This is a genomic window from Actinomadura rubrisoli, from assembly GCF_004349215.1.
Lineage (GTDB): Bacteria > Actinomycetota > Actinomycetes > Streptosporangiales > Streptosporangiaceae > Spirillospora > Spirillospora rubrisoli.
Genome location: NZ_SMKU01000018.1, coordinates 25,271 through 43,707, shown reverse-complemented (window position 1 = coordinate 43,707; position 18,437 = coordinate 25,271). Strand labels below are relative to the sequence as shown.

Genomic DNA, 18,437 nt, shown 5'->3' with positions numbered 1-18,437 from the left:
GGGAACGGGAGATCAGGGTGGGGTTCGCACAGTTCATCTTGGCGTTCATGAGCGGAATGTTCGCTCTGGCCGCGTTCCTGAATTTCGTCAAGACCCTGCCGGGGCCGTCCGCCGGGCCCGGGACGGGGCCGCGCCGCCCGAGCAGGCCGCCGAAGAAGCCGCTCAAGGGACCGCCGAAAAGGCCGCAGGACGGGCCGCGCGGCAGGCCCCGGCCATTCCAGAAGCGTCAGGAGCGCCGGAAGCGCCAGGAAAACGGCCCCAAGCGCCAGGAGGACGAGAGCCGCCGGCAAGGCAATCGCGAGATCCCGCCTCCGCAGCGCGAGCGGGGATCCGCCTGGCGCGAGCCGGAGAAGGCCGACGCGCGGTTCGTCCGGTACACCGAGCGCAGGCCCAGCACCGTGTCGGTGCTGCTGCCCACCACCGTGCTGGCGGGCCGCTCCAGCCTCCAGGCGGACGGCGGCGGCGTGGGCCGCGTGACGGTGCGGGCCGCGAGCTGCCGTGGCAGCGGGCACATGCAGCGGGGCCTGCCGCGCCAGGACGCCTTCCTCGTCGGCGCCTCGGACGACGGCCGCTGGGTCATCGCGGCCGTCGCGGACGGCGTGGGCAACTCCGCGCACGCCGAGGTCGCCGCGCAGGCCGCCGTGGCGGCGGCGGTCAACATCATCGCGCGGCGGCTCGCCGGACGGGACGGGTTCGACCCGCGCGAATGGCATCCGATCTTCGCCGAGGTGGCCGTGGACATCGCCGCCCACACCCGTCCGCTGGAGAAGCTGCGCGAGGCTCGACTGCGCCCGGCGCGCACGACCCTCGCCGTGCTGATCGCCCCCGCCGAGCCCGCCCCGGGCTGCACGGTGCACTGCGCGGGGGTGGGCGACTCGCCCGTCCTGCGCCTGAGCACCGGCACCGGCGAGTGGGCGCTGGTGCTCGGGCCGGACCGGGCGTCCGGCGGACCCGTCCGCGACGATGTCACCGCCGCGCTGCCACCCGGGCTGGACGATCTGCGCACCGTGTCCGTCACGTGGGGACCCGAGGACGTCCTCCTGCTCACCACCGACGGCTTCGCCAACGGCCTCGGGCACGGCAGCGAGCTGTCGCAGGTACTCGCGAAGGAGTGGCGGCGGCCTCCCGAACTGCTCGGCTTCGCCCGGGACGTCGACTTCCGCCGCGCCACCTTCACCGACGACCGCACCGTCGTGGCCCTCTGGCCAAACATCTCGGACTTCCAGGCTTAAGGACGGGTATGGACGCGCTGCCCCGATTCATTCAGATAGACCAACTTGTGCTGTCCGGCACGTCCGTCCCGGGCGGCGGCCAGGCCACGAAGCTGGTCGAGTGCATCGCGCCGGACGGCGGGGCGTACCTGTTCAAGTCGTACACGCCCGACGTCCGCGCGTCGGTCGCGCTGAAGCCCCTCGACGCGATGGTCGCGTGGCGGCTGGACCTCAGCGACGCGGACCGCGCCGAGCTGGACGTCCGCTGTGCCTGGCCCCGGGCCTTGGTGATGGAGGGCGAGGCCGTCCAGGGCGTGCTCATCCGGCCCGCCCCCGACACGATGACCGACGTCATCGTCCACAAGGGGACGAGCCGGCCCAGGCCGAGACACCTGTCGGCGCTGGCGCGCCCGGCGGCGCAGGCCGACAAGCTCGGCCTGCGCTACTACGAGGCGCCGGTGAAGCTGGCCGTCCTCGCCCGCTTCTGCGGCACGATGCTGTGGCTGCACGAGCGCGGGTACGCGGTCGGCGACCTCCAGCCGCTCAACGCCATGTTCTCCTACGAGGCCCACACCGCCGACGTGATGCTGATCGACTGCGACGCGTGCGCCCCGCTCACCGGCCGCCCCGCGCTCCTCCCGCAGGACCCGGAGATCTGGAAGACGCCGACGCCGGAGCCGTTCGGGGTCCGGACGGACCTGTACAAGTTCGCGTGGATGGTCGTCCGGTGCCTCCAGGAGAACCTGGAGTGCCCCGCGCCCGACCCGGACCGGCTCCGGTCCCTGATGCAGACGCGGACGCTCGACACGCTCGTGGGGCTCTGCGCCGGACACGACGTCCCGGGCGCGGGCCTGCTGCTGCGCGACAAGGCTTCGGCGTGGCCCGCGATGGTCACGCCGAACGCCCTCTACGTCCAGACCGACGAGAGCATGCGCAGGCTGTGGCTGCCGGAGGGGGCCGTTCCGCCCGCCCCCGCCCAGCCCTGGGCGCAAGATCTCGGAGGGGGCGCCGACCTCACGTCGACCGCCCGGCCGCGGCGTGCGCCGTCCCCCGCTCCGGCGCCGTCCGGCGAGGGGGTCCCGGCGCGGCTCGTCGTCGCCGTCCTCGTGGTCCTGCTCATCGCGGCCGTGCTCGCCTTCCTGAACCGCTGAGCCGAAAGCGAGGCCGTCGATGCCCGAACCCCTCTACGTCACGGTGCGCGGCGCCGTGACCAGGCTCGATCCGACGCGCGAGCATTCGATCGGCGGCGCGGAGTCCTGCGACGTGCGGGTCGACGTCGCCGGTCTCTCCGCGCCCGTCGCGCGGCTGCGCCACATCGGCCACTGGATGATGATCCCGGACCCGGGCGTCGAGGAGACCACGGTCGACGGGGAGCCGCGCGCCGAGGCGGTGATCCACCTCAGGTCCACCAGGGACGTGAAGGTGACCCTCCGGCTCGGCTCGTCCAGCGTCGACCTGACGCTCAGCCACACGGACCCGGCCGCCGCGCCGCCGGGCCCGACTGCGCCGCCGACGCCCGCCGCAGAGCCGCCGACACCGCCCGCCCCGAAGCCTGCGCCGCCTGTCGGCTGGGTGCCGTCCACGCTCCGCCGGGACGGGACCGGCACGCGCACCCACGCGATCGGCGCGAGGACGGTCCTCGGCAACGGGCCCGGCGCCGGGATCGACGTCCCCGACCTCGGTGTGGCCGCCGAGCACGCGACGCTGAACCGCAGGCCGGACGGCGAGTTCGAGATCCGGGACGCCGGGCGCGGCGCGGGCACCTTCGTCCGGGGGCGGCGGGTCATGTGGGCCCGGCTGCGCCCCGGCGACTCCTTCACGATCGGGTACAGCACGTTCACCCTGGACGGCCCCGGCGCGCTCCGCGAGACGCGCCAGGCCACCGGCGCGACCCTCGTGATCAGCGGGCTCTGCGCCGCGTACCGGACGCGCGGGTCGGGCAGCAGGCCCGCGCTCCAGGAGCTGTCGGCCGTGCTGCGCTCCGGCGAGGTCCTCGCCGTCGTCGGCCCGTCCGGCGCCGGCAAGTCCACCCTCTTCAGCGCGCTGCTCGGGGAGGTCGAGGTCACCGCGGGCACCCTGCTGTTCTCCGGGCTCGACCTCGCCACCGAGGCCGAGCAGATCCGGCACATGGTGGCGTTCGTCCCGCAGCGGGACGACCTGCACGACAGCCTGACGGTCGGGCAGGTCCTCCACCAGGCCGCCCGGCTGCGGCTCGCGCCCGGCACCACCCCGGCCGAGCGCGGTGCGCGGATCCAGGAGATCGCGCGGCATCTGGAGATCGACCACCTCATGCGGGAGCGGATCCGCACCCTCTCGGGCGGGGAGCGCAAGCGCGTCTCGATCGGCGTGGAGATCCTGGGCGGCCCGCGCCTGCTCATGCTGGACGAGCCGACCTCGGGCCTGGACGCGGGCCGGACCCGGTCCGTCATGCGCCTGCTGCGCGACATCGCGGGCAACGACTGCACCGTCGCCGTCGCCACCCACTCCACCGACCAGCTCGACGGCGCGGGCAAGACGCTGGTCATCGGCTCCAAGGGCCGCCCCCTCTACTTCGGGGACACCGCGTCCGCCCTGGACGCCCTCGGCGAGGACGACTACGCCGACCTCATGCTGACCGCCCACCGCACGCCCGAGGCCGCGGCGGCGTCCTTCCTCGACGGCCCCGTCCCCAGGGAGGCGGCCGCCCTCGCGGGCACCCGTCGGCGGGCGGACCCGCCGCCGTCCCTGCGCCCCGAGCCGCCCCGGCGCCGGGTGCTCCACCAGATCGGCGTCCTGGCCGGGCGGGAGCTGGCGCTCCTGCGGGCCCGGGGCCCGCTGGCCCTCGCCCAGCTCCCGGGCGTCCCGGCGCTCGGCGGCGTGCTCGCCGCGCTCGGCGCGTCCCCGGACGGGCTCGGCGGCGGGGCCGAGGAGAACAACACCCCGGGCGTCCAGGCCCTCACGATCCTCATCACCGCCTGCGTGTTCGCCGGGCAGGCGATCACCTACAGCGACGTGGTGTCCCAGCTCCCGATCCTGCACCGCGAGAAGCGCGCCGGGGTGTCGCCCGGCGCCGTCATCGCGGCCAAGGCGCTGGTCTTCGGCGTCCTCGCCGTCCTCCAGGCGCTGATCGCGGCCGCCGCGTTCCGGCTCGTCCGGCCGCCCGGCGACGCGTTCCTCCTGGTGGGCCCGGACACCGACCTGGCGCTGTGCCTGTCCGGCGCCGCGCTGGCCTCCATGTCCCTCGGCCTGCTCATCTCGGCGAGCGCGTCCACCCTCGAACGCGCCGTCGGCCTGGCCACCACCACCGCGATCTGCCAGGTCGCGCTCGGCGGCGGCCTGCTGGACCTGTCCGGCCGGTCCCCGCTGTCGGCGGTGAGCATGCTGCTGCCGTCCCGCTGGTCGTCCGCCGCCCTCGCCGCGACGACCGACATGCGCGAACTGTCCATCACCGCCCCGGCGGACGGCCTCTGGGACCACCGGACCGGTCTCATGCTCACCGAACTCGGAATCCTCCTCGCCCTGACCGCCGTCTACGCCTGCGCCGCCTGGCTCGTGCTGCGGCACCGGCTGGCCCGGCGCTCGTGACCCCCGGAAGCAGACACCATGAAGCTGACCCGAGCCAAGACCATGGCAACGATCGTGTTCGCGCTGTCCCTCGTCCCCGTGGGCGCCTGGCTGCTCCCCGACCCCTTCGACACCAAGCACCAGGAGTCGGACTTCGACGGCCACTGGAAGGGCACCGTCACCCGCCCGTCCGGCGAGCGGTGGGAGCTTGAGATCACCGTCGACGTCGCCCGCAAGAGCGGCCGCTTCGACGTCACCTCGCCCACCCTGCGCTGCTCGGGCGAGCTGAAGGTGCTCGCGCACGCGGACGAGAGGCTCCGCCTCCTGCAACGGCTCACCCAGAACTTCCGGGGGAACTGCACGCCCAGGGCGTCCATCACCCTGTCCCTCACCGACCACCACGTCCACCTCACCTGGCGGGACGCGGACCCGGCCGGCGCCACCGCCACCGGCGACCTGGCCCGCAGATGAGGACGACCGGTCAGGCCGCGTTCGCGGGGTCGTAGGGACGGCTTCAGCCGGGAGGCACCGCCGCGCAGTCCTTCTCGTCCGGCAGCAATGGCCGGAAGACCACGGCGTAGAGGTTCACACCGCTGCGCCAGCTGGTGTTCGAAGGAGCCGAACCGGCGAGCCGCGCGGCGGCCTCGACGTCGCGCCCTGCCAGGAGCGTGCAGGTCGCCTGTTGCCCCGCCGCGAGGGGCCGCAGCGTCCAGGGCGTGACCGGATCTTCGGAGCCCGACGCGCTCGCGGGAAGCCGCCACGCCACGAGAGCCATGCGGGCCGGACGGTAGACCACCGGCGGACGTGCGAGGTCGCCGCGCGGCAGTGACCGCAGATGGCCGGCGAGCCGGTGGACCATCCAGACGCGCACACCGCCGGCGCCCGCCTGCACGGTGGAGACGTGGCGCCCGCCGTCCGCCAGGAGTGTGATCACGGTGGGGCCGGCGTCCGGAATCTGCTCGTCACTGCGGAACGTGCGGGCCGTGCCCAGCCCGGCGAGGCGGGCGTCGCGGTAGATCCGGCGGTACGCCATGCGGGTGAGCCGCTGGTCCCGCACGACCTGGCGGGCAGGCGAGGCGTCGAGATCGATCGCCGTGGACAGTACGCGTCCGTCCCCGTAGACGGAGATGTCGGGGACCGGGCGGTCGACCGGCGAGCCCATGCCCTTCACGAACCGGATCCGCAGGACGAGCGCGCCGGGATCACGCGGTGGCTCGGGTCCCCACCACGTGTAGTGGTGACCGACGGCGAAAAGGCCGACCACCAGCGAGACGGCAAGGGGCCCCGCGACAAGAAGCCAACGCATCCGGCCCAACACGCGCCCTTAGACGCCCCGAACACGAATCCGGTTCCCACAACGACGAGAACAGCACCGATTCCGCACACTGGACCGCTGCCACCATCAAGTTCCCGTTAACGGGAACTTATTTTCGTGAGAAAACCTCAGTCAAGATGGTGTTGAAGTCCCAGCTCCGTGCCCGCTAATTTGGTCTCTGGCAGCGCTCCCTGCTCCCGGAGGACACGATGGCCGCTGAAGACGACAGCGCCAACGAGCTGAACGCTCTTCTCAACACCGACATATCCTTCGCCCCGCGTAACGCAGAGGAGGTACAGGAGCGTCTGGCGTCAGGCAAGGCCGGCCACCACGAAGAGAGCCCTGCCGCCTCCGTGGGGACTGAAGCCGCCGACCCGCGACTCACCGGTACGGAGACCTCTGCGGAGCGCCCGCTGTTCGGGGGTTCAACCATTCCCATCGAGCCTCCCCCTCCACCCGTGGAGCCATTTTCCCTGTTCAGTGGCGCGCAAGAGCTTCTGGCCGAGCTTGAGGGGCTCACCAGCCTCCTCCAGGCGACGCAGAGCACGACAGACTCCTTCACGGGCGAGGACCACTCCGGCACGATCAGAGTCACGCTGGCGGCCGACGGCTCGTTCGAAGGCATTTCATTTCGTCGTCCCTGGCGCAAGGCACTGGCGATCGAGGCTTTCGATCCGGCCGTCTCGGAGGCCATTTCCAACGCCGTGATGGCAAGAGTCACTGGAATGCTCTCCGCCATGGACGACCCCCGCCCCGCACCGGCCGGCCATTCGGCGCCGATGCCTCGCGCCGGCACCGAACCAACGATCGACGCCGACTCGGCGCTGCGCCAGGCCAATCTCCTTTTCGCCGAATTCACCGAGGCGCTCACAATCGCTCAGAGCGAGATGGACTCCGCCGTGCCGGACCAAGAAGAGGTAAGGAGCGAGTCCGGCCGAGTGGTCATGTACATCACCAACGACACGATCACTGGCGTCAGCACACATCAGGGTTGGCTGAAAGCCGCGGACGAATCACGCATCACCAACGAGTTCGCGAGCGCCTTCGAAGCGGCGAATAGCGCGATAAGAAAGAACTCCGCGGAGCCGGCGTCAAGGTCGCTCCCCGGCCTGCAGCGGATATCGCAGGTGACACAGGAGCTGCAAGACCTGACCAGCAGGCTTGGATTCCGCTTCCCAGGGGGTTGATCCATGAGTGAACTCGAAGCCCGCCTCAACGAGATGCGAAAAGACACCGCGACGTGGAAGGATGCCGCCGAGGAGATGCGTAAGGCGGCAAAGATGGTCGCGGACGTCAAGGACCTGAGCACCGCGTTCGGCTACCTTGGCCGCAAAGGTCAGGCGGACACCACCTATGCGACCCTGAATGACACCCTCAAAAGTCTCGCCGACCAGGCCGACACCGTTTTCAGGGACGTCGAGGGCAAGCTCGGCAAGGTGATCTCCGTCTACGAAGGCGCGGAGGCGCAGAACAAGGAACTCGTTAACAGGATCAAGGCGGGGTGGACGTTCTAACATGACCGAGTTCAGTATGCTGATGGGGAATATCAACAGCCAGATATCCACGGTCAACGTATCATTCGAAAAACTGAACGATAAAGTGAACGGCTTACTGGGCAAGTTTCCGGGCTTTCTGTCCTACCTCGTCAAGCCTCTCGTGGCCGCATGGAACAAGGTGGTCGAACTCAGCAAGAAGATGTGGCATGAGATCGACGCCTATCTTCAGGAGCCCGGTGACCCGGGACGGCTCAACGACGCGGGAACGAACCTGAGTGACAAGGTTCAAAGCCCCGTCAGCGCCCAGGCCGGCAAGTTCACCGAGACCTACATGAAGGTGGACGACAAGTGGAAGGGCGACGCGGCCGAGCAGTATAAGAAGGTACTGGAACCGAACGCTCCGCAGAGCTCCGCGCTTCGCCAGTATGCCGCCACGGTGGCGGAGGTCAGCAAGGCCCTGAACAAGTGCCGTTGGGCGATCATCACCTTCTGGATCGCCGTGGGTACCGCCTATGCGACGCTCATCGGCGCACTCATGGCCGCGATCATCGGAGTCGTCAGCATCGTCGGGGCGATCCCCGCCCTGCTGTACGCGGCCGGGTGCATCGCCGCCTTTGTCGTCGCCGTGATCGCCGCCGGCGCGTATGCGGTCAGTGAGATGTCGGACGCGGCGAGCACTTTCCGCACGCAGAACAACGGCAATGACCACCTGGCGGGCGGCAAGTGGCCTCCGTCCGGCGTGCCCGAGTCGTGAACCGTGCGCGTGCGCCGCGGGTCCGGCTGCACCGGACGCCTCCCAACCCCGCGGTCGTCCGCCGTTACCTCTGGCTCTGCCTGGTGAGGTTCGCGGCGGTCGGCATCATCGCGTCCGCGGTCTTCATCTTCGTCGTGGACGACTTTCCCCGCACGATGCTGCCGTTCCTCGCCGCCTGTGTCACAGCGACCGTCAGTTGCGCTCTTCTGGTGGTCATTTCAGCGATGGGCTTGATGAATCGGCCGGTCCCGCCCCTTGTCCTCTTCGCGGTCGGGACATGGGTCGTCGGTCTCCTCGCCGCCTTCGCCGCCACCGTGGCCGGAGAAGGCGGAGGATGGGGAGCCTTCGTGGTCGGCTGCGTTGTCATGGTCGCGGCCAGGCCGCCCCTGATGTTGAGGAACTACCTCGCCGCACTGAGCTCCGGCCGGTTCCCGCCGCGTCACGGACCGCGCTGAATCCTGGCCGACACGCGCCCTTGGACGTCGTGAACGCCTTGCGGCGGTGGGGTCAGTGTGGGCGTTGGGGGCGGTGGGTGGACTCTCGGGAGCGGAGTTCGCCGGTGTAGGCCGTGATGATCTCGCGGAACCTGCCGATCATCTCCGTGAGCAGCGCGACCTGCTCTTCGGTGTAGGTGCCGGCGAGCGCGGCGAGGGCGTCGAGCAGGCCGTCGAACAGGGCGAACGCCTGGCGGGCGCCGTCCTCGGAGGCCGCGACCAGCACCCGGCGGCGGTCGGCGGGGTCGTTGCGGCGGTGGACGTAGCCCGCCCGCTCCAGCCGGTCGATGGCGGTGGTGGTCGCGCTGGAGGTGAGGCCGATCACCGAGGCGAGCCGGCCCGCGCTCATCGGGCCGTCTCTGAACAGGGCGTTCAGGCAGATCAGGTCGGTCTGGTTGATGCCGATGAGGGACGCGGCGACCTGGCCGATCGTGTCGATGTCGGCGCCGAGGTCCAGCGTCGCGAACACCAGGGCGCGGTGCGGCTCGGAGCTGCCGCGGACGCCCGGCGGCTCAGAATATTCATTCGACAATCGAAACTCCAGATAATCGAGATAGGATGCGATCCAACAACTCTATCAAGGAGTGGTATCGTGTTCCTTCTCCGGCTCACGCGCTGGGTCCTGCGCCATCGGCTGCTCGTCGTGCTCGGATGGCTGGCGGTGACGGTCGCCGGGGCGGCCGCCGCCTCGCCCGCGATCGGCGCGATGACCTCCGACTTCGGCGCGCTGCCCGGCCGTCCCGCCTACGAGACGAACCAGCACGTCCTGCGGACGTACGGCAACGGCGGCGCCACCGATCCCGTCGTGCTGACCGTGACGCTGCCCCAGGGCACGACCGTCGACGGTAGCGGCGTCCGCGCCGACCTGGCGGCGGCGTTCGACCGGATCGCCGCGGGGGCGAGGATCGCGTCCTATCCCGGCACCGGCGACCGCGGCCTGGTCTCGGCGGACGGGCGCACGACGTTCGCGCTGCTCTACCCGTCCGCCGTCGAGACCTATCCCCGGTACGCGCGGTCGCTTCCGGCGGTGGAGCGCGCCGCCGCCGGCGTCCGGGTGCGCGGCGCCCCGGTGCGCGTGACCGGGACGGACGCCCTGTTCGTCCAGTCGAGCGAGGCCGGCGGCCCGGGGCTGCTCGCCGAGCTGACCGTCGCCGGGCTGGGCGCGCTCGTCGTCCTCGCGGTCGTGTTCGGCTCGGCCCTGGCGGTGCTGCCCCTGCTCATGGCCGTGATCGCGATCCTCGCCTGCTTCCTGGCGATCTGGGGGCTCACGGCGGTGTCGGACGTGTCGTTCGTCGTGCAGTTCCTGGTCGGGCTCATCGGGCTCGGGGTGGCCATCGACTACTCCCTGCTGATCACCACGCGGTGGCGGGAGGAGCGGGCCCGGGGCGCGGACGACGTCACGGCGGTCGAGCGCGCGATGACCACGGCGGGATCGGCCGTGGTGTTCAGCGGCGTCACCGTGGCCGTCGCCCTGGCCGCGCTGGTCGTCCTACCGGTGCCGTTCCTGCGCAGCATGGGGTACGGCGGGCTGCTCGTCCCGCTGTTCAGCGTGCTGGTCGCGATCACGCTGCTGCCCGTCGTCCTCGCGACGGCGGGCCCCCGGCTCGCCCGGCTCGGGTCCCGCGCCCCGATCCGGCGCGGCGGCCGCGGGCGCTGGGAACGCTGGGCGCGGCTGGTCGTCCGGCACCCGGCGCTCACGGCCGCGACCGCGACGCTGCTGCTGGCGGCCCTCGTCGTCCCGGCCTTCGGGATGCGCCTCGGAGCGCCCGCCCCGGCCGCCACCGCCTCGTCCGGGCCGGCGCGGCAGGCGCTCGACGGGCTCACCGCCGCCGGCGTCGGCTCCGGGGTGCTGAGCCCCGAGTACGCCCTGGCAGGCGATCCCGAACGGGCCGCGAGCCGGGCGCGCGCCGTGCCCGGGGTCAGGGCCGCGCTGGCACCGTCCGGCCCGTCCTGGCGCCGCGACGGCACCGGCCTGGTGACCGTCCTCGTCGACCGGACGGCGAGCTCCGCGCGGGGCGCCGCCGTCCGGGCCGAGGTGCGCGACGCCATGGCGGACGTCCCCGGCACGCGGATCGGCGGCACCGCCGCGCAGGGCCGCGACTTCGTCGACGCCGTCTACGGCAACGCGCCCCTGGCCCTCGCGCTGATCGTCCTGCTCACCCTGGCCCTGCTCGTCCGGGCGTTCCGGTCGGTCCTGCTGGCGGTCAAGGCCGTCGCGCTCAACCTCCTCAGCGTCACCGCGACCTTCGGGCTGATCGTCCTGGCCTGGCAGCGGGGGTACCTGTCCGAGCCGGTGTGGGGCATCGAGGCGACCGGCGCCCTCACCGAATGGGTGCCCGTCATGGTCTTCGCGTTCCTGTTCGGGCTGTCCATGGACTACGAGGTGTTCATCCTGGCCAGGATCCGGGAGGAGTACGACACCGCGGGCTCCACCCCGGGCGCCGTGGTGTCCGGCATCGCCCGCACCGGCCGCCTGGTCACCAGCGCCGCGCTGGTGCTCTTCCTCGCGTTCGTCTCGCTCGCCGCGACGCCGGGCACCGAGGTGAAGGTCTTCGCGACCGCCCTCGGGATCGGGATCCTGCTGGACGCCACCGTGGTCCGGGCGATGCTCGTGCCCGCGCTGGTCGTCCTCCTCGGCCGCTGGAACTGGTGGCTCCCCCGCCCGCTCGCCCGCGCCCTCCTCCTCCGCGAACCCCCACGCGCGACGGAGGCCCGCGAACCGAGCCTCTCCTGATCCTCAAAGCTCAGGTGCTCGCGTGGTGGCGGAGCAGGCGCCGGGAATCGCGGATGAAGGTGCTTTTGCGGGTGTGCCCGTTGCTGGTCAGTGCGACGACGGTGACGGCTGCTCGGGGACAGAAGCCGATGAAGGCGCTGTGGCCGCGGGTGCCGCCAGGGTGGGAGTACAGGGCCCGGCCGTGGACGGTGCGGGTGTGCCATATCAGGGGTGTGCCGGGGTCGGCCGGCGGGTGCAGGACGATGTGCAGGGCCGAGCGCAGTGGCCGGGGCAGGTCGGCGCCGGGCTCGATGAGGTGGTGAAGGTAGCGGGTGAGGTCGTGGGCGCTGGAGCGCAGGCCGCCGGCGGCGGGGATGGCCGGGACGCGGTTGGGCGGACGGGGCCGGCCGTGCCAGTGGCCGAGTGCTTGCGGAAGGGCGGGGTCGCCGGTGGTGTCGGTCAGATCAAGGGGCGTGAGGACCTTCTCGCGCAGCAGGTTGCCGTAGGTGTCGCCGGCGGCGTCTTCGATCAGGTGCCCCAGCAGGCCGACGGCCAGGTTGGAGTAGGCGGTGGCGGTGCCGGGGGGATGGCTCAGCCGGGCGCGGGATAGGTGGGCGAACAGGTGTTCACGCTGGTAACGGCTGTAGGGATTGGTGGTGAGCACGGGCAGATTCCAGGGCCGCAGCCTTGGTGGGTGGTGGGGTAGCCCGGAGGTGTGGGTGGCCAGATGGTAGGCGGTGATGCGCTGGGCGTCGGGGTCGGCGGGCAGGGTGTCGGCGGGCAGGTGGCGGACGAGTGGTTCGTGCAGGTCCACCCGGCCCTCGGCGACCAGGACGGCGAACAGCAGGACCGTGAAGGTCTTGGTGAGCGAACCGATCTCGAACCGTGTCCGCTGGTCGGCAGGCAGCCCCCGGGCGGGGTCGGCGAGTCCCGTACAGTGCACGCTGGTCGTCCCCTGCCGGGTCACCGCGACCACGGCCGCGCCGTGACGGTCCGCGGCACCGGCCACCGCGCGCACCAGTCGGTCGCCGTCAGGGTCCGGCATCGCTCGCGCGGCGCAGGGCGAGCGCGCCGGCCATCGCGGTGACGCAGGTGGTGTGCCGGTGGCGGCGGAAGACCTTCGCCTCGTCCTGCGGTTCGTCCTGCGGCTCGGGGGTTCCTTCGCAGGGCACGTAGCCGGTGGCGTGCTGCGCGGCGGCCAGTGCCCGCCATGCGGCCAGAGGGTAATGCGGTTCGGGGAGGCAGGCGTCCACCGCGACGAGCTCGCCGACCAGATCCCAGTGCCGGGTCTCGGTCCAGACATCCAGCCACACCGGCAGCCAGCGGTGGAGGTAGTCGACCAGGTGCGGTGGGATTCCGTCCGGACGGCAGCCCCAGTCGGCCAGGTGGTAGACGGTGTGGGTGAGGCAGTAGGCGGCGTCCCAGTCCAGCGTCCATGGCTCGGGCGTGTGGCCCAGCCAGGTGCGGTCGGTCAGCGCGTTCCAGTCCTGCGATGAGGGCAGTCGGAGCCTGCGCAGGGCGTTGGCCACGGCCAGGCGGCGGTTGGGATATTGCTCCACGGCCTGGACGCCCCGCAGGCGGTGGCAATGCGCGGCCAGTTCCTCCAGCTTCTGGTGGCGGTAGCCGGCCGCGGCCAGGTGCGCGTAGATCTCCACCGGGTCGGTCACCAGCGTGTGCCGCAACTGGCGTTCGAACAGCAGGTCGCCATACCCCAGTTGCGCCCAGCAGAAATCCAGCAACCGCCGCGCCCGGGCCTGTTCGGCGGGCAGGGCCGCACCGGCGAGGAGCACCATACGGCACACCAGGCCGACTTCGCCGATGGCCTTGTAGGTCTCGCCGTGCCCCTTGACATCGGCGGTGATCCCCGGCGGGAGGGTTCCGTACCGCCGGTTGCGGTGCAGCCAGGCGAGCGCACCCCGTACCAGCGGCAGCGCCGCCTGCGCCCATGGCGCGGTCGGCGAGCTCACGATCCCTCCGCCGCGGCGGGTGCCAGGCAACGGGCGAGCTCGGTGTGCAGGGCCGTGCGCGGGCTCGCACCGCCGCAGAGATCCACGTGGTGCGTCACCGCGCCGGTGTCCAGTCCAGGGTCGGCGCCCAGACAGCAGGCCAGCGCGGACCAGCGGACCAACCGGGCCGCGGTCGGATAATCACGGCGCAGCATCGCGCGTGCCAGACCGCGGCCCACGTCCACCGAACGGGCGCGAACCGTCTCACCGACCGCGTCGCACAATCGCGGCCACGCCATGGGCGCCAGCCACGCCAGATGCCGGGACAGGGTGATCCAGTCCCAGCCGGCCGCTGCCCGTGCCCAGTCCGCGGCGGCCCCGACATCGGTAACGGCCTCACCGGCGCACAGGACGCTCGTGGCCTGGGACAGGCAGCGCACGTCCAGGCGATCGGCGACCGCGGTGGGATGGGCCGCCAGGGCACGGGTGAGGACGACGCGGTCCACGCCCGACGGCGAAACCCCGGCCAGCAGCGCGGGCGCCAGGGCATCAGGCCCCAGCACCCGCACCGCGGCCAGCGCCGCCTCCTCCTGCGGCGCCCCGTCCACGAACGCGGCCAGCACACCGCATTGTCGACGGCGCACGGCCTGATGGATCAGACCGGCGAGCCGCTCCACCGCACCGGCGACCCTCTCCTGCCAAGCAAGCACCACCGGTGCTCAGCCCCTCCCGCCGTCAGCCGGGACCTGTGCCGTTCCCACCGCTACTCCTCCGGGTCGCCCGGGTCGTCCGAGGAGCCGAAGACGACAAAAGCAGCGACGGCAGGGATGGGAGACGGAGCGTCGCTGATGGGCGCCTCCGGCGGGGTCATCAGATCCGCCACCACACCGTCCAGGCCCGAGACGGGGGTGCGTTCGGTCACTGTCTGGAGCACGGTTCCTCCTAACAGGCAGGCCCGGGAAATACCCGGGGCACCAGACGACGCCGTAGCGTCGAAGACCGGATTTCGGCCTCACATCCCGCGCTTCCCGACCGGAGGCTGATCACTAACGAAAAACGCGGACGTCACCCCGGCGACAACTTCCTGTGCCATGAAGGCAACGAGAATATCGATACATAAAGGGACAAAATGGACTCTCGAAGCCTCGCCGTGGCCGCACGTTATGTGATCAGGAATGGTGACGCCGCCGAGGAGGCGGCGTCACCATGAGGACGCCTGTCACTCGGCGCTGAAGCGCACCGAGCCGAACACCGTGCCGACTTCGTTTCCGGGATCGAGCCGGATGCGCAACGTCGAGCAGAACGGGTCGGTGTAGAGGTGGGCCACCATACTCGTGTTGTTCCGCGCGGAGAGGGAACCTGTGGCGACCGTGTAGCACGGGCCGGCCTTTGGATCGTTGAGCTGCCCGGACCCCCCGGCGACGGAGCTGCTGTAGAACACGGACGTTGCCGCCGTCGCGGGCACGGCACCGGCCATCGTCGCGGCCGCCGTCACGCCCACGGCGGCCGAAGCCAATCTGACAAAACGCATGCTGAAATGAACCGCCTTTCGTCGCATTGACAAGTATTCACGGCATGTGAACACGTCGGAACAGATAGTAAACCCAAGCATCTCGTCATCTCAACTTCGAGCAAACTCAGTTCTCGGATCGCCGCGCCCACAAAGGCGTAGTTTGCCGTAAAAATAGCTATTGAGTCGCGACTAGAGCGACTCTCCCCTCAATTCGGTCGTTGAGCACGTGGCCCCCGCTCGCCAACGGAAGGCAAGGTCTTCGGCAAGTCCGCGGAGCGGGGCGGTGGCGGTCCATGGCGCGGCCCGGGACGGGGGTCATCGTTGATCGTCGGTGCCGATGGTCCTGGAGAGGTCGATGCGCTCTTTCGGCGCGCGGACGGCCGCCTGCGGTGCCGCGGTGCTGCTCGTCGCGCTGCTCACCACGCGGGCGGACGCGGCGCGGCTGCCGCTGGGCAGGACGAACTTCGCCATCGCCGTCGGCGGCCTCGATGCCGGATCGACGGCCAACTGGGTCCGCCTCGGGCAGTACACGTTCGCGTCCGACGGGAGCGTTTCGCAGCGGCATTGGGACTGGACGCAACGCGTCCGCGTCAAGCGCGCCAGCACGGGCGTCCTGGCCCACGGCTGCGCGGGACGAGACTGCGCCGTGCTCACGGCGGACGGCTGGCAGTCCACGTTCGCGGCGCGGAAAATGTTCGGCACCTATCGCGTGAGCGGGCGCGAGCTGCGCATCGAATGGGACGACGGCCACCGGGAGGGCTGGACGCTCCGTCCGCTGGACGGCGGGCTCGTCGGTGCCGAGCTCGCCGACAGCGACTTCGGTGCGACGCATGGTTTCGGCAACGGCAGCAACGCCCCTTGGGACGCCCGGGTGCCCGCCGACGAGATCGCCGCCATCGACCACGGCCGCCTGGTGCACCGGCATCACCTGTGGAAGACCGACTTCGATCCCGGCGGGGGCTACACGGGATACATCGACGAGGGCGACGGGGCGCCGTTCTGGGTCACACGCTGGAAGGTCTGCGCCGGCGGAAGGTGCTTGGGCGCGCAGACCAACGCCGAGCCGACCGTCCACACCGTGTACTACGTCGCGCCCGCCGACGCCGCGGCGGAGGACCGGCGCGACACCCTCTGGCATTGGCACACCGAACTCGCCGACGCGCTCGAACAGGGCTGCTACACGGGGAACTCGCATGTGAAGCCCATGATCCAGGTCGTGGACGACCACGGCCGCTTCCGCGGGTGGGTCGGGGTCGAGGCATCGCTGAACCAGACGACGGCGGCCGGACGCAACGACGACGACATCGGCGTCTTCCGCATCCTGGGCTGAGCAAGGGACACATCCATTGCTCTTATGCCCCCACCGGGGTTATGAGCGTCAGGCAACCCCTCAATAGCCCCATAGGAGCGGTACGGTGCCGCCCCGGCTGGTGCGCCGGGCGGTGTCGGCGGCCCTGGTCGGCTCCGCGCCCGAGAACCGGTGACGGGCCCACCGATTCCGCCGGGCCCGTCCTAGACGGCGACCACTTCCTGGAGGAGGCCCCAGACGAAGTGGGCCACGTAGGAGGAGCCGTCCGGTGCGGAGAACGTGACGTGCCAGCGGCTGGGCGCGTCGCCGTCCTGGTGGGTGATCGGGCCGGGGCGCCCGTCGAGGCCATCGAGGGCACCGAGGTCGCCCACCACGCATGACCAGGGGACGAGGTCGTCGACGCTCTCCAGGCGCGGCGCCGGGTCGTCCTCGTCCCGGACGAGCCACTCCTGCGCGACCGACCCGTCCGGCGCCATCATGATCTCGAACCGCAGGCCGGGCCAGAGCGGCAGCGGCGGCCACCGGGCGACCTCGCACCGCACGTCGCCGATCCGGCGCTCCGTCACGGCCGCGGGGCCGAGGACCGCCTCGTACCGGCGCAGGCCGCGCGGGAACGTCCGTGACCGCAGGATGCGCTGCCAGCGGGCGTTGACCTCGCGCATCTCGGTGCGGGAGGCGTCCAGCGCGCGCATCGCCCCGTCCACCATGCCGGGCTGGTAGTCGGCCATGCGCCGCAGCAGCACCAGCTGGAACTCACGTCGAGCGAAGCCCTTCATCGGCGCCCACGCTATCGGGCGGGTCAGGACTTGCGGGCGCCGATGGCGGCGGCGATGGCGGGCCAGCTCCTGACCAGCTCCCGCCGCCAGTACTTCCAGTTGTGCATGCCCGGCCCGTACAGGTTGGCGGTGACCGGGACGCCCGCCCGCCTGGCGGCGTTGACGAAGTTGGTGTTCATCTGACCCGAGAGCTGCTCGCCGATCCGCCCCGCGTCCCAGGGCGCCGTGCCCGGCTTGTCGTAGGGGCCCACGCGCCCGTCGCCCGAGGAGACGTACACGCCGGTGCCCCTGAGCCGGGACACCATGACGGTGCCGTCGTGGGCCTCCCAGTTCGCGCGGTTGGTGATCGGGTCGCCCCAGATGGCGGTGCCCGAATCCCTGTTCATGAAGAGCAGCATGGCCGGCATGCCGGGGGCGGTGATGTTGAGGGGACCGCTGTAGGACGCGACGTACCGGAACAGCCCCGGATGCCGTTCAGTGTAGGTGATGGCGCCCTGGCCGCCGGACGACAGCCCGATCGCGGCCCGGCGCGGCCCCGCGTGGAAGTTGCGCTCCATCAGCGGGATGACCTCGTTGATGTGGAAGTTCTCCCACTCGGGGATGCCGCCCCGGCCGCCGTTCCACCAGTTGGTGTACGAGCCGTTCCAGCCGCCCTCGGGCATGACGACCATGGCGCTGTAGCGGGCCGCGACCTGCTCGATGTTGGAGTCCTTGGTCCAGGACGTGTACTTGTTGTTGCCGCCGTGGTAGGCGTACACGACCGGCCAACTGCGGGTGGACCTTGTCTTCCAGCCCTTGGGGATCATCACCCGGGTCCGCACCGCCGCGCCGAGCGCCGGCGAGGCGATCGTGACGTCGAACTGCGACGCGTTGACCTTCTTGACCGCGGTGATCCTGGCGCCGTCGTCGGCCGTCCGGTACTTCGACCGCCCGGAGCCCGGCGGAAGGTGCGGCCTCCTGCCGTGCTGGGAGGTGTTGCGGTCCGGGTCGGCGGCGCTCGGCGAGCCGCTGCCCGTCCGGAACGGGTTGGACGTCAGCGCCCTGGCCGGCAGCTTCGGAAGCTTGGACGCGGTGGGCGCCGGCACCGAGGGCATCGGCGGCTGCGCCGGCGGCCCGAAGGAGGGGACCGTCTCGTTGCGCGAGGCCGCCTCCTTCTTGCCGGACGAGGTGCCCACGCCCGCCTGGACGAGCCCGATCATGACGGTGGGCAGGACCACCGCCGCCGCGGCGGACCCCGCGATGGCGATCTTCCGGTCGGTGCGCTTCTTCATGGACTCCCCAGCCGATGCGGCCCGGCGCTCGCCAGAAGAAACTACTGTCCCCGGCGTCACACCCGCAAGTATTGCCAAAGTGTGCAATAGCGCCGC

The 18,437-nt window shown here is 71.3% G+C and carries 19 protein-coding genes; 10 read left to right on the top strand and 9 right to left on the bottom strand.

Going from position 1 to position 18,437, the window contains the following annotated elements; translation table 11 throughout:
• Positions 1 to 47: 47 nt before the first annotated feature.
• The 4 genes from E1298_RS06620 to E1298_RS06605 are packed head-to-tail and all read left to right on the top strand — an operon-like array spanning position 48 to position 5,225.
• Positions 48 to 1,232 carry a protein phosphatase 2C domain-containing protein gene (locus E1298_RS06620; RefSeq protein WP_131890010.1) on the top strand — a complete coding sequence of 395 codons (1,185 nt, stop codon included), beginning with the start codon at positions 48 to 50 and terminating at the stop codon, positions 1,230 to 1,232.
• 8 nt (positions 1,233 to 1,240) lie between these two features.
• Positions 1,241 to 2,362, top strand: a complete 1,122-nt coding sequence (locus E1298_RS06615; RefSeq protein ID WP_131890008.1) for a hypothetical protein — start codon at positions 1,241 to 1,243, stop codon at positions 2,360 to 2,362.
• A 19-nt stretch (positions 2,363 to 2,381) separates the two neighbouring features.
• Positions 2,382 to 4,775: an ATP-binding cassette domain-containing protein gene (locus E1298_RS06610; RefSeq protein ID WP_131890006.1), complete on the top strand. Its 2,394-nt coding sequence runs from the start codon at positions 2,382 to 2,384 to the stop codon at positions 4,773 to 4,775.
• 18 nt (positions 4,776 to 4,793) lie between these two features.
• Positions 4,794 to 5,225 carry a hypothetical protein gene (locus tag E1298_RS06605; RefSeq protein WP_131890004.1) on the top strand — a complete coding sequence of 144 codons (432 nt, stop codon included), beginning with the start codon at positions 4,794 to 4,796 and terminating at the stop codon, positions 5,223 to 5,225.
• A gap of 43 nt (positions 5,226 to 5,268) precedes the next feature.
• Here E1298_RS06605 and E1298_RS06600 read toward each other — a convergent pair whose 3' ends face one another.
• Entirely contained in the window at positions 5,269 to 6,060 is a 792-nt protein-coding gene (locus E1298_RS06600; protein ID WP_131890002.1) for a hypothetical protein, read from the bottom strand.
• A gap of 218 nt (positions 6,061 to 6,278) precedes the next feature.
• Here E1298_RS06600 and E1298_RS06595 point away from each other — a divergent pair, with 218 nt between their 5' ends.
• From E1298_RS06595 to E1298_RS06580, 4 genes are read left to right on the top strand one after another with little or no spacing between them, the layout of a single operon-like run.
• On the top strand, positions 6,279 to 7,256 hold the full coding sequence (locus tag E1298_RS06595; RefSeq protein WP_131890000.1) for a hypothetical protein: 978 nt from the start codon (positions 6,279 to 6,281) through the stop codon (positions 7,254 to 7,256).
• A 3-nt stretch (positions 7,257 to 7,259) separates the two neighbouring features.
• Entirely contained in the window at positions 7,260 to 7,583 is a 324-nt protein-coding gene (locus E1298_RS06590) for a hypothetical protein (RefSeq protein ID WP_131889998.1), read from the top strand.
• Between the two features lies 1 nt (position 7,584).
• The gene (locus E1298_RS06585) at positions 7,585 to 8,319 is read left to right on the top strand and encodes a hypothetical protein (RefSeq protein WP_131889996.1); all 735 of its coding nucleotides are present in this window, start codon (positions 7,585 to 7,587) and stop codon (positions 8,317 to 8,319) included.
• Positions 8,316 to 8,774 (top strand): hypothetical protein, encoded by a 459-nt coding sequence (locus E1298_RS06580; protein WP_131889994.1) that lies wholly within the window; start codon positions 8,316 to 8,318, stop codon positions 8,772 to 8,774. Before E1298_RS06585 ends, E1298_RS06580 begins: the two co-directional genes overlap by 4 nt.
• Before the next feature lie 52 nt (positions 8,775 to 8,826).
• Here the strand turns inward: E1298_RS06580 and E1298_RS06575 are convergent, their stop codons facing one another.
• Positions 8,827 to 9,345 (bottom strand): MarR family winged helix-turn-helix transcriptional regulator, encoded by a 519-nt coding sequence (locus E1298_RS06575; RefSeq protein ID WP_165975335.1) that lies wholly within the window; start codon positions 9,343 to 9,345, stop codon positions 8,827 to 8,829.
• A gap of 60 nt (positions 9,346 to 9,405) precedes the next feature.
• Between E1298_RS06575 and E1298_RS06570 the strand changes: the two genes are divergently transcribed.
• Positions 9,406 to 11,547 (top strand): MMPL family transporter, encoded by a 2,142-nt coding sequence (locus E1298_RS06570; RefSeq protein ID WP_131889990.1) that lies wholly within the window; start codon positions 9,406 to 9,408, stop codon positions 11,545 to 11,547.
• 10 nt (positions 11,548 to 11,557) lie between these two features.
• On the opposite strand, the gene E1298_RS06565 is transcribed toward E1298_RS06570, so the two are convergent.
• The 5 genes from E1298_RS06565 to E1298_RS06550 all read right to left on the bottom strand — a co-directional run bounded on the left by E1298_RS06565 (position 11,558) and on the right by E1298_RS06550 (position 15,030).
• The gene (locus E1298_RS06565; RefSeq protein ID WP_131889988.1) at positions 11,558 to 12,571 is read right to left on the bottom strand and encodes a serine hydrolase domain-containing protein; all 1,014 of its coding nucleotides are present in this window, start codon (positions 12,569 to 12,571) and stop codon (positions 11,558 to 11,560) included.
• Positions 12,558 to 13,493 carry a DUF6895 family protein gene (locus E1298_RS06560; RefSeq protein ID WP_207944479.1) on the bottom strand — a complete coding sequence of 312 codons (936 nt, stop codon included), beginning with the start codon at positions 13,491 to 13,493 and terminating at the stop codon, positions 12,558 to 12,560. The genes E1298_RS06565 and E1298_RS06560 overlap by 14 nt, the downstream gene beginning before the upstream one ends.
• Positions 13,490 to 14,185 carry a hypothetical protein gene (locus E1298_RS06555; protein WP_131889986.1) on the bottom strand — a complete coding sequence of 232 codons (696 nt, stop codon included), beginning with the start codon at positions 14,183 to 14,185 and terminating at the stop codon, positions 13,490 to 13,492. Before E1298_RS06555 ends, E1298_RS06560 begins: the two co-directional genes overlap by 4 nt.
• Before the next feature lie 50 nt (positions 14,186 to 14,235).
• Entirely contained in the window at positions 14,236 to 14,406 is a 171-nt protein-coding gene (locus E1298_RS47785; RefSeq protein ID WP_165975333.1) for a hypothetical protein, read from the bottom strand.
• Positions 14,407 to 14,691: 285 nt separating this feature from the next.
• Complete coding sequence (locus E1298_RS06550) at positions 14,692 to 15,030, bottom strand: RNA-binding protein (RefSeq protein WP_131889984.1); 339 nt, start codon at positions 15,028 to 15,030, stop codon at positions 14,692 to 14,694.
• A gap of 310 nt (positions 15,031 to 15,340) precedes the next feature.
• On the opposite strand from E1298_RS06550, the gene E1298_RS06545 reads away from it, so the two are divergent.
• Complete coding sequence (locus E1298_RS06545; RefSeq protein ID WP_131889982.1) at positions 15,341 to 16,315, top strand: hypothetical protein; 975 nt, start codon at positions 15,341 to 15,343, stop codon at positions 16,313 to 16,315.
• 182 nt (positions 16,316 to 16,497) lie between these two features.
• Here the strand turns inward: E1298_RS06545 and E1298_RS06540 are convergent, their stop codons facing one another.
• Together E1298_RS06540 and E1298_RS06535 are read right to left on the bottom strand one after the other, a co-directional pair.
• Positions 16,498 to 17,070: a hypothetical protein gene (locus tag E1298_RS06540; RefSeq protein ID WP_131889980.1), complete on the bottom strand. Its 573-nt coding sequence runs from the start codon at positions 17,068 to 17,070 to the stop codon at positions 16,498 to 16,500.
• A 23-nt stretch (positions 17,071 to 17,093) separates the two neighbouring features.
• Positions 17,094 to 18,341, bottom strand: a complete 1,248-nt coding sequence (locus tag E1298_RS06535) for an alpha/beta hydrolase (protein ID WP_131889978.1) — start codon at positions 18,339 to 18,341, stop codon at positions 17,094 to 17,096.
• Positions 18,342 to 18,437 lie beyond the last annotated feature (96 nt).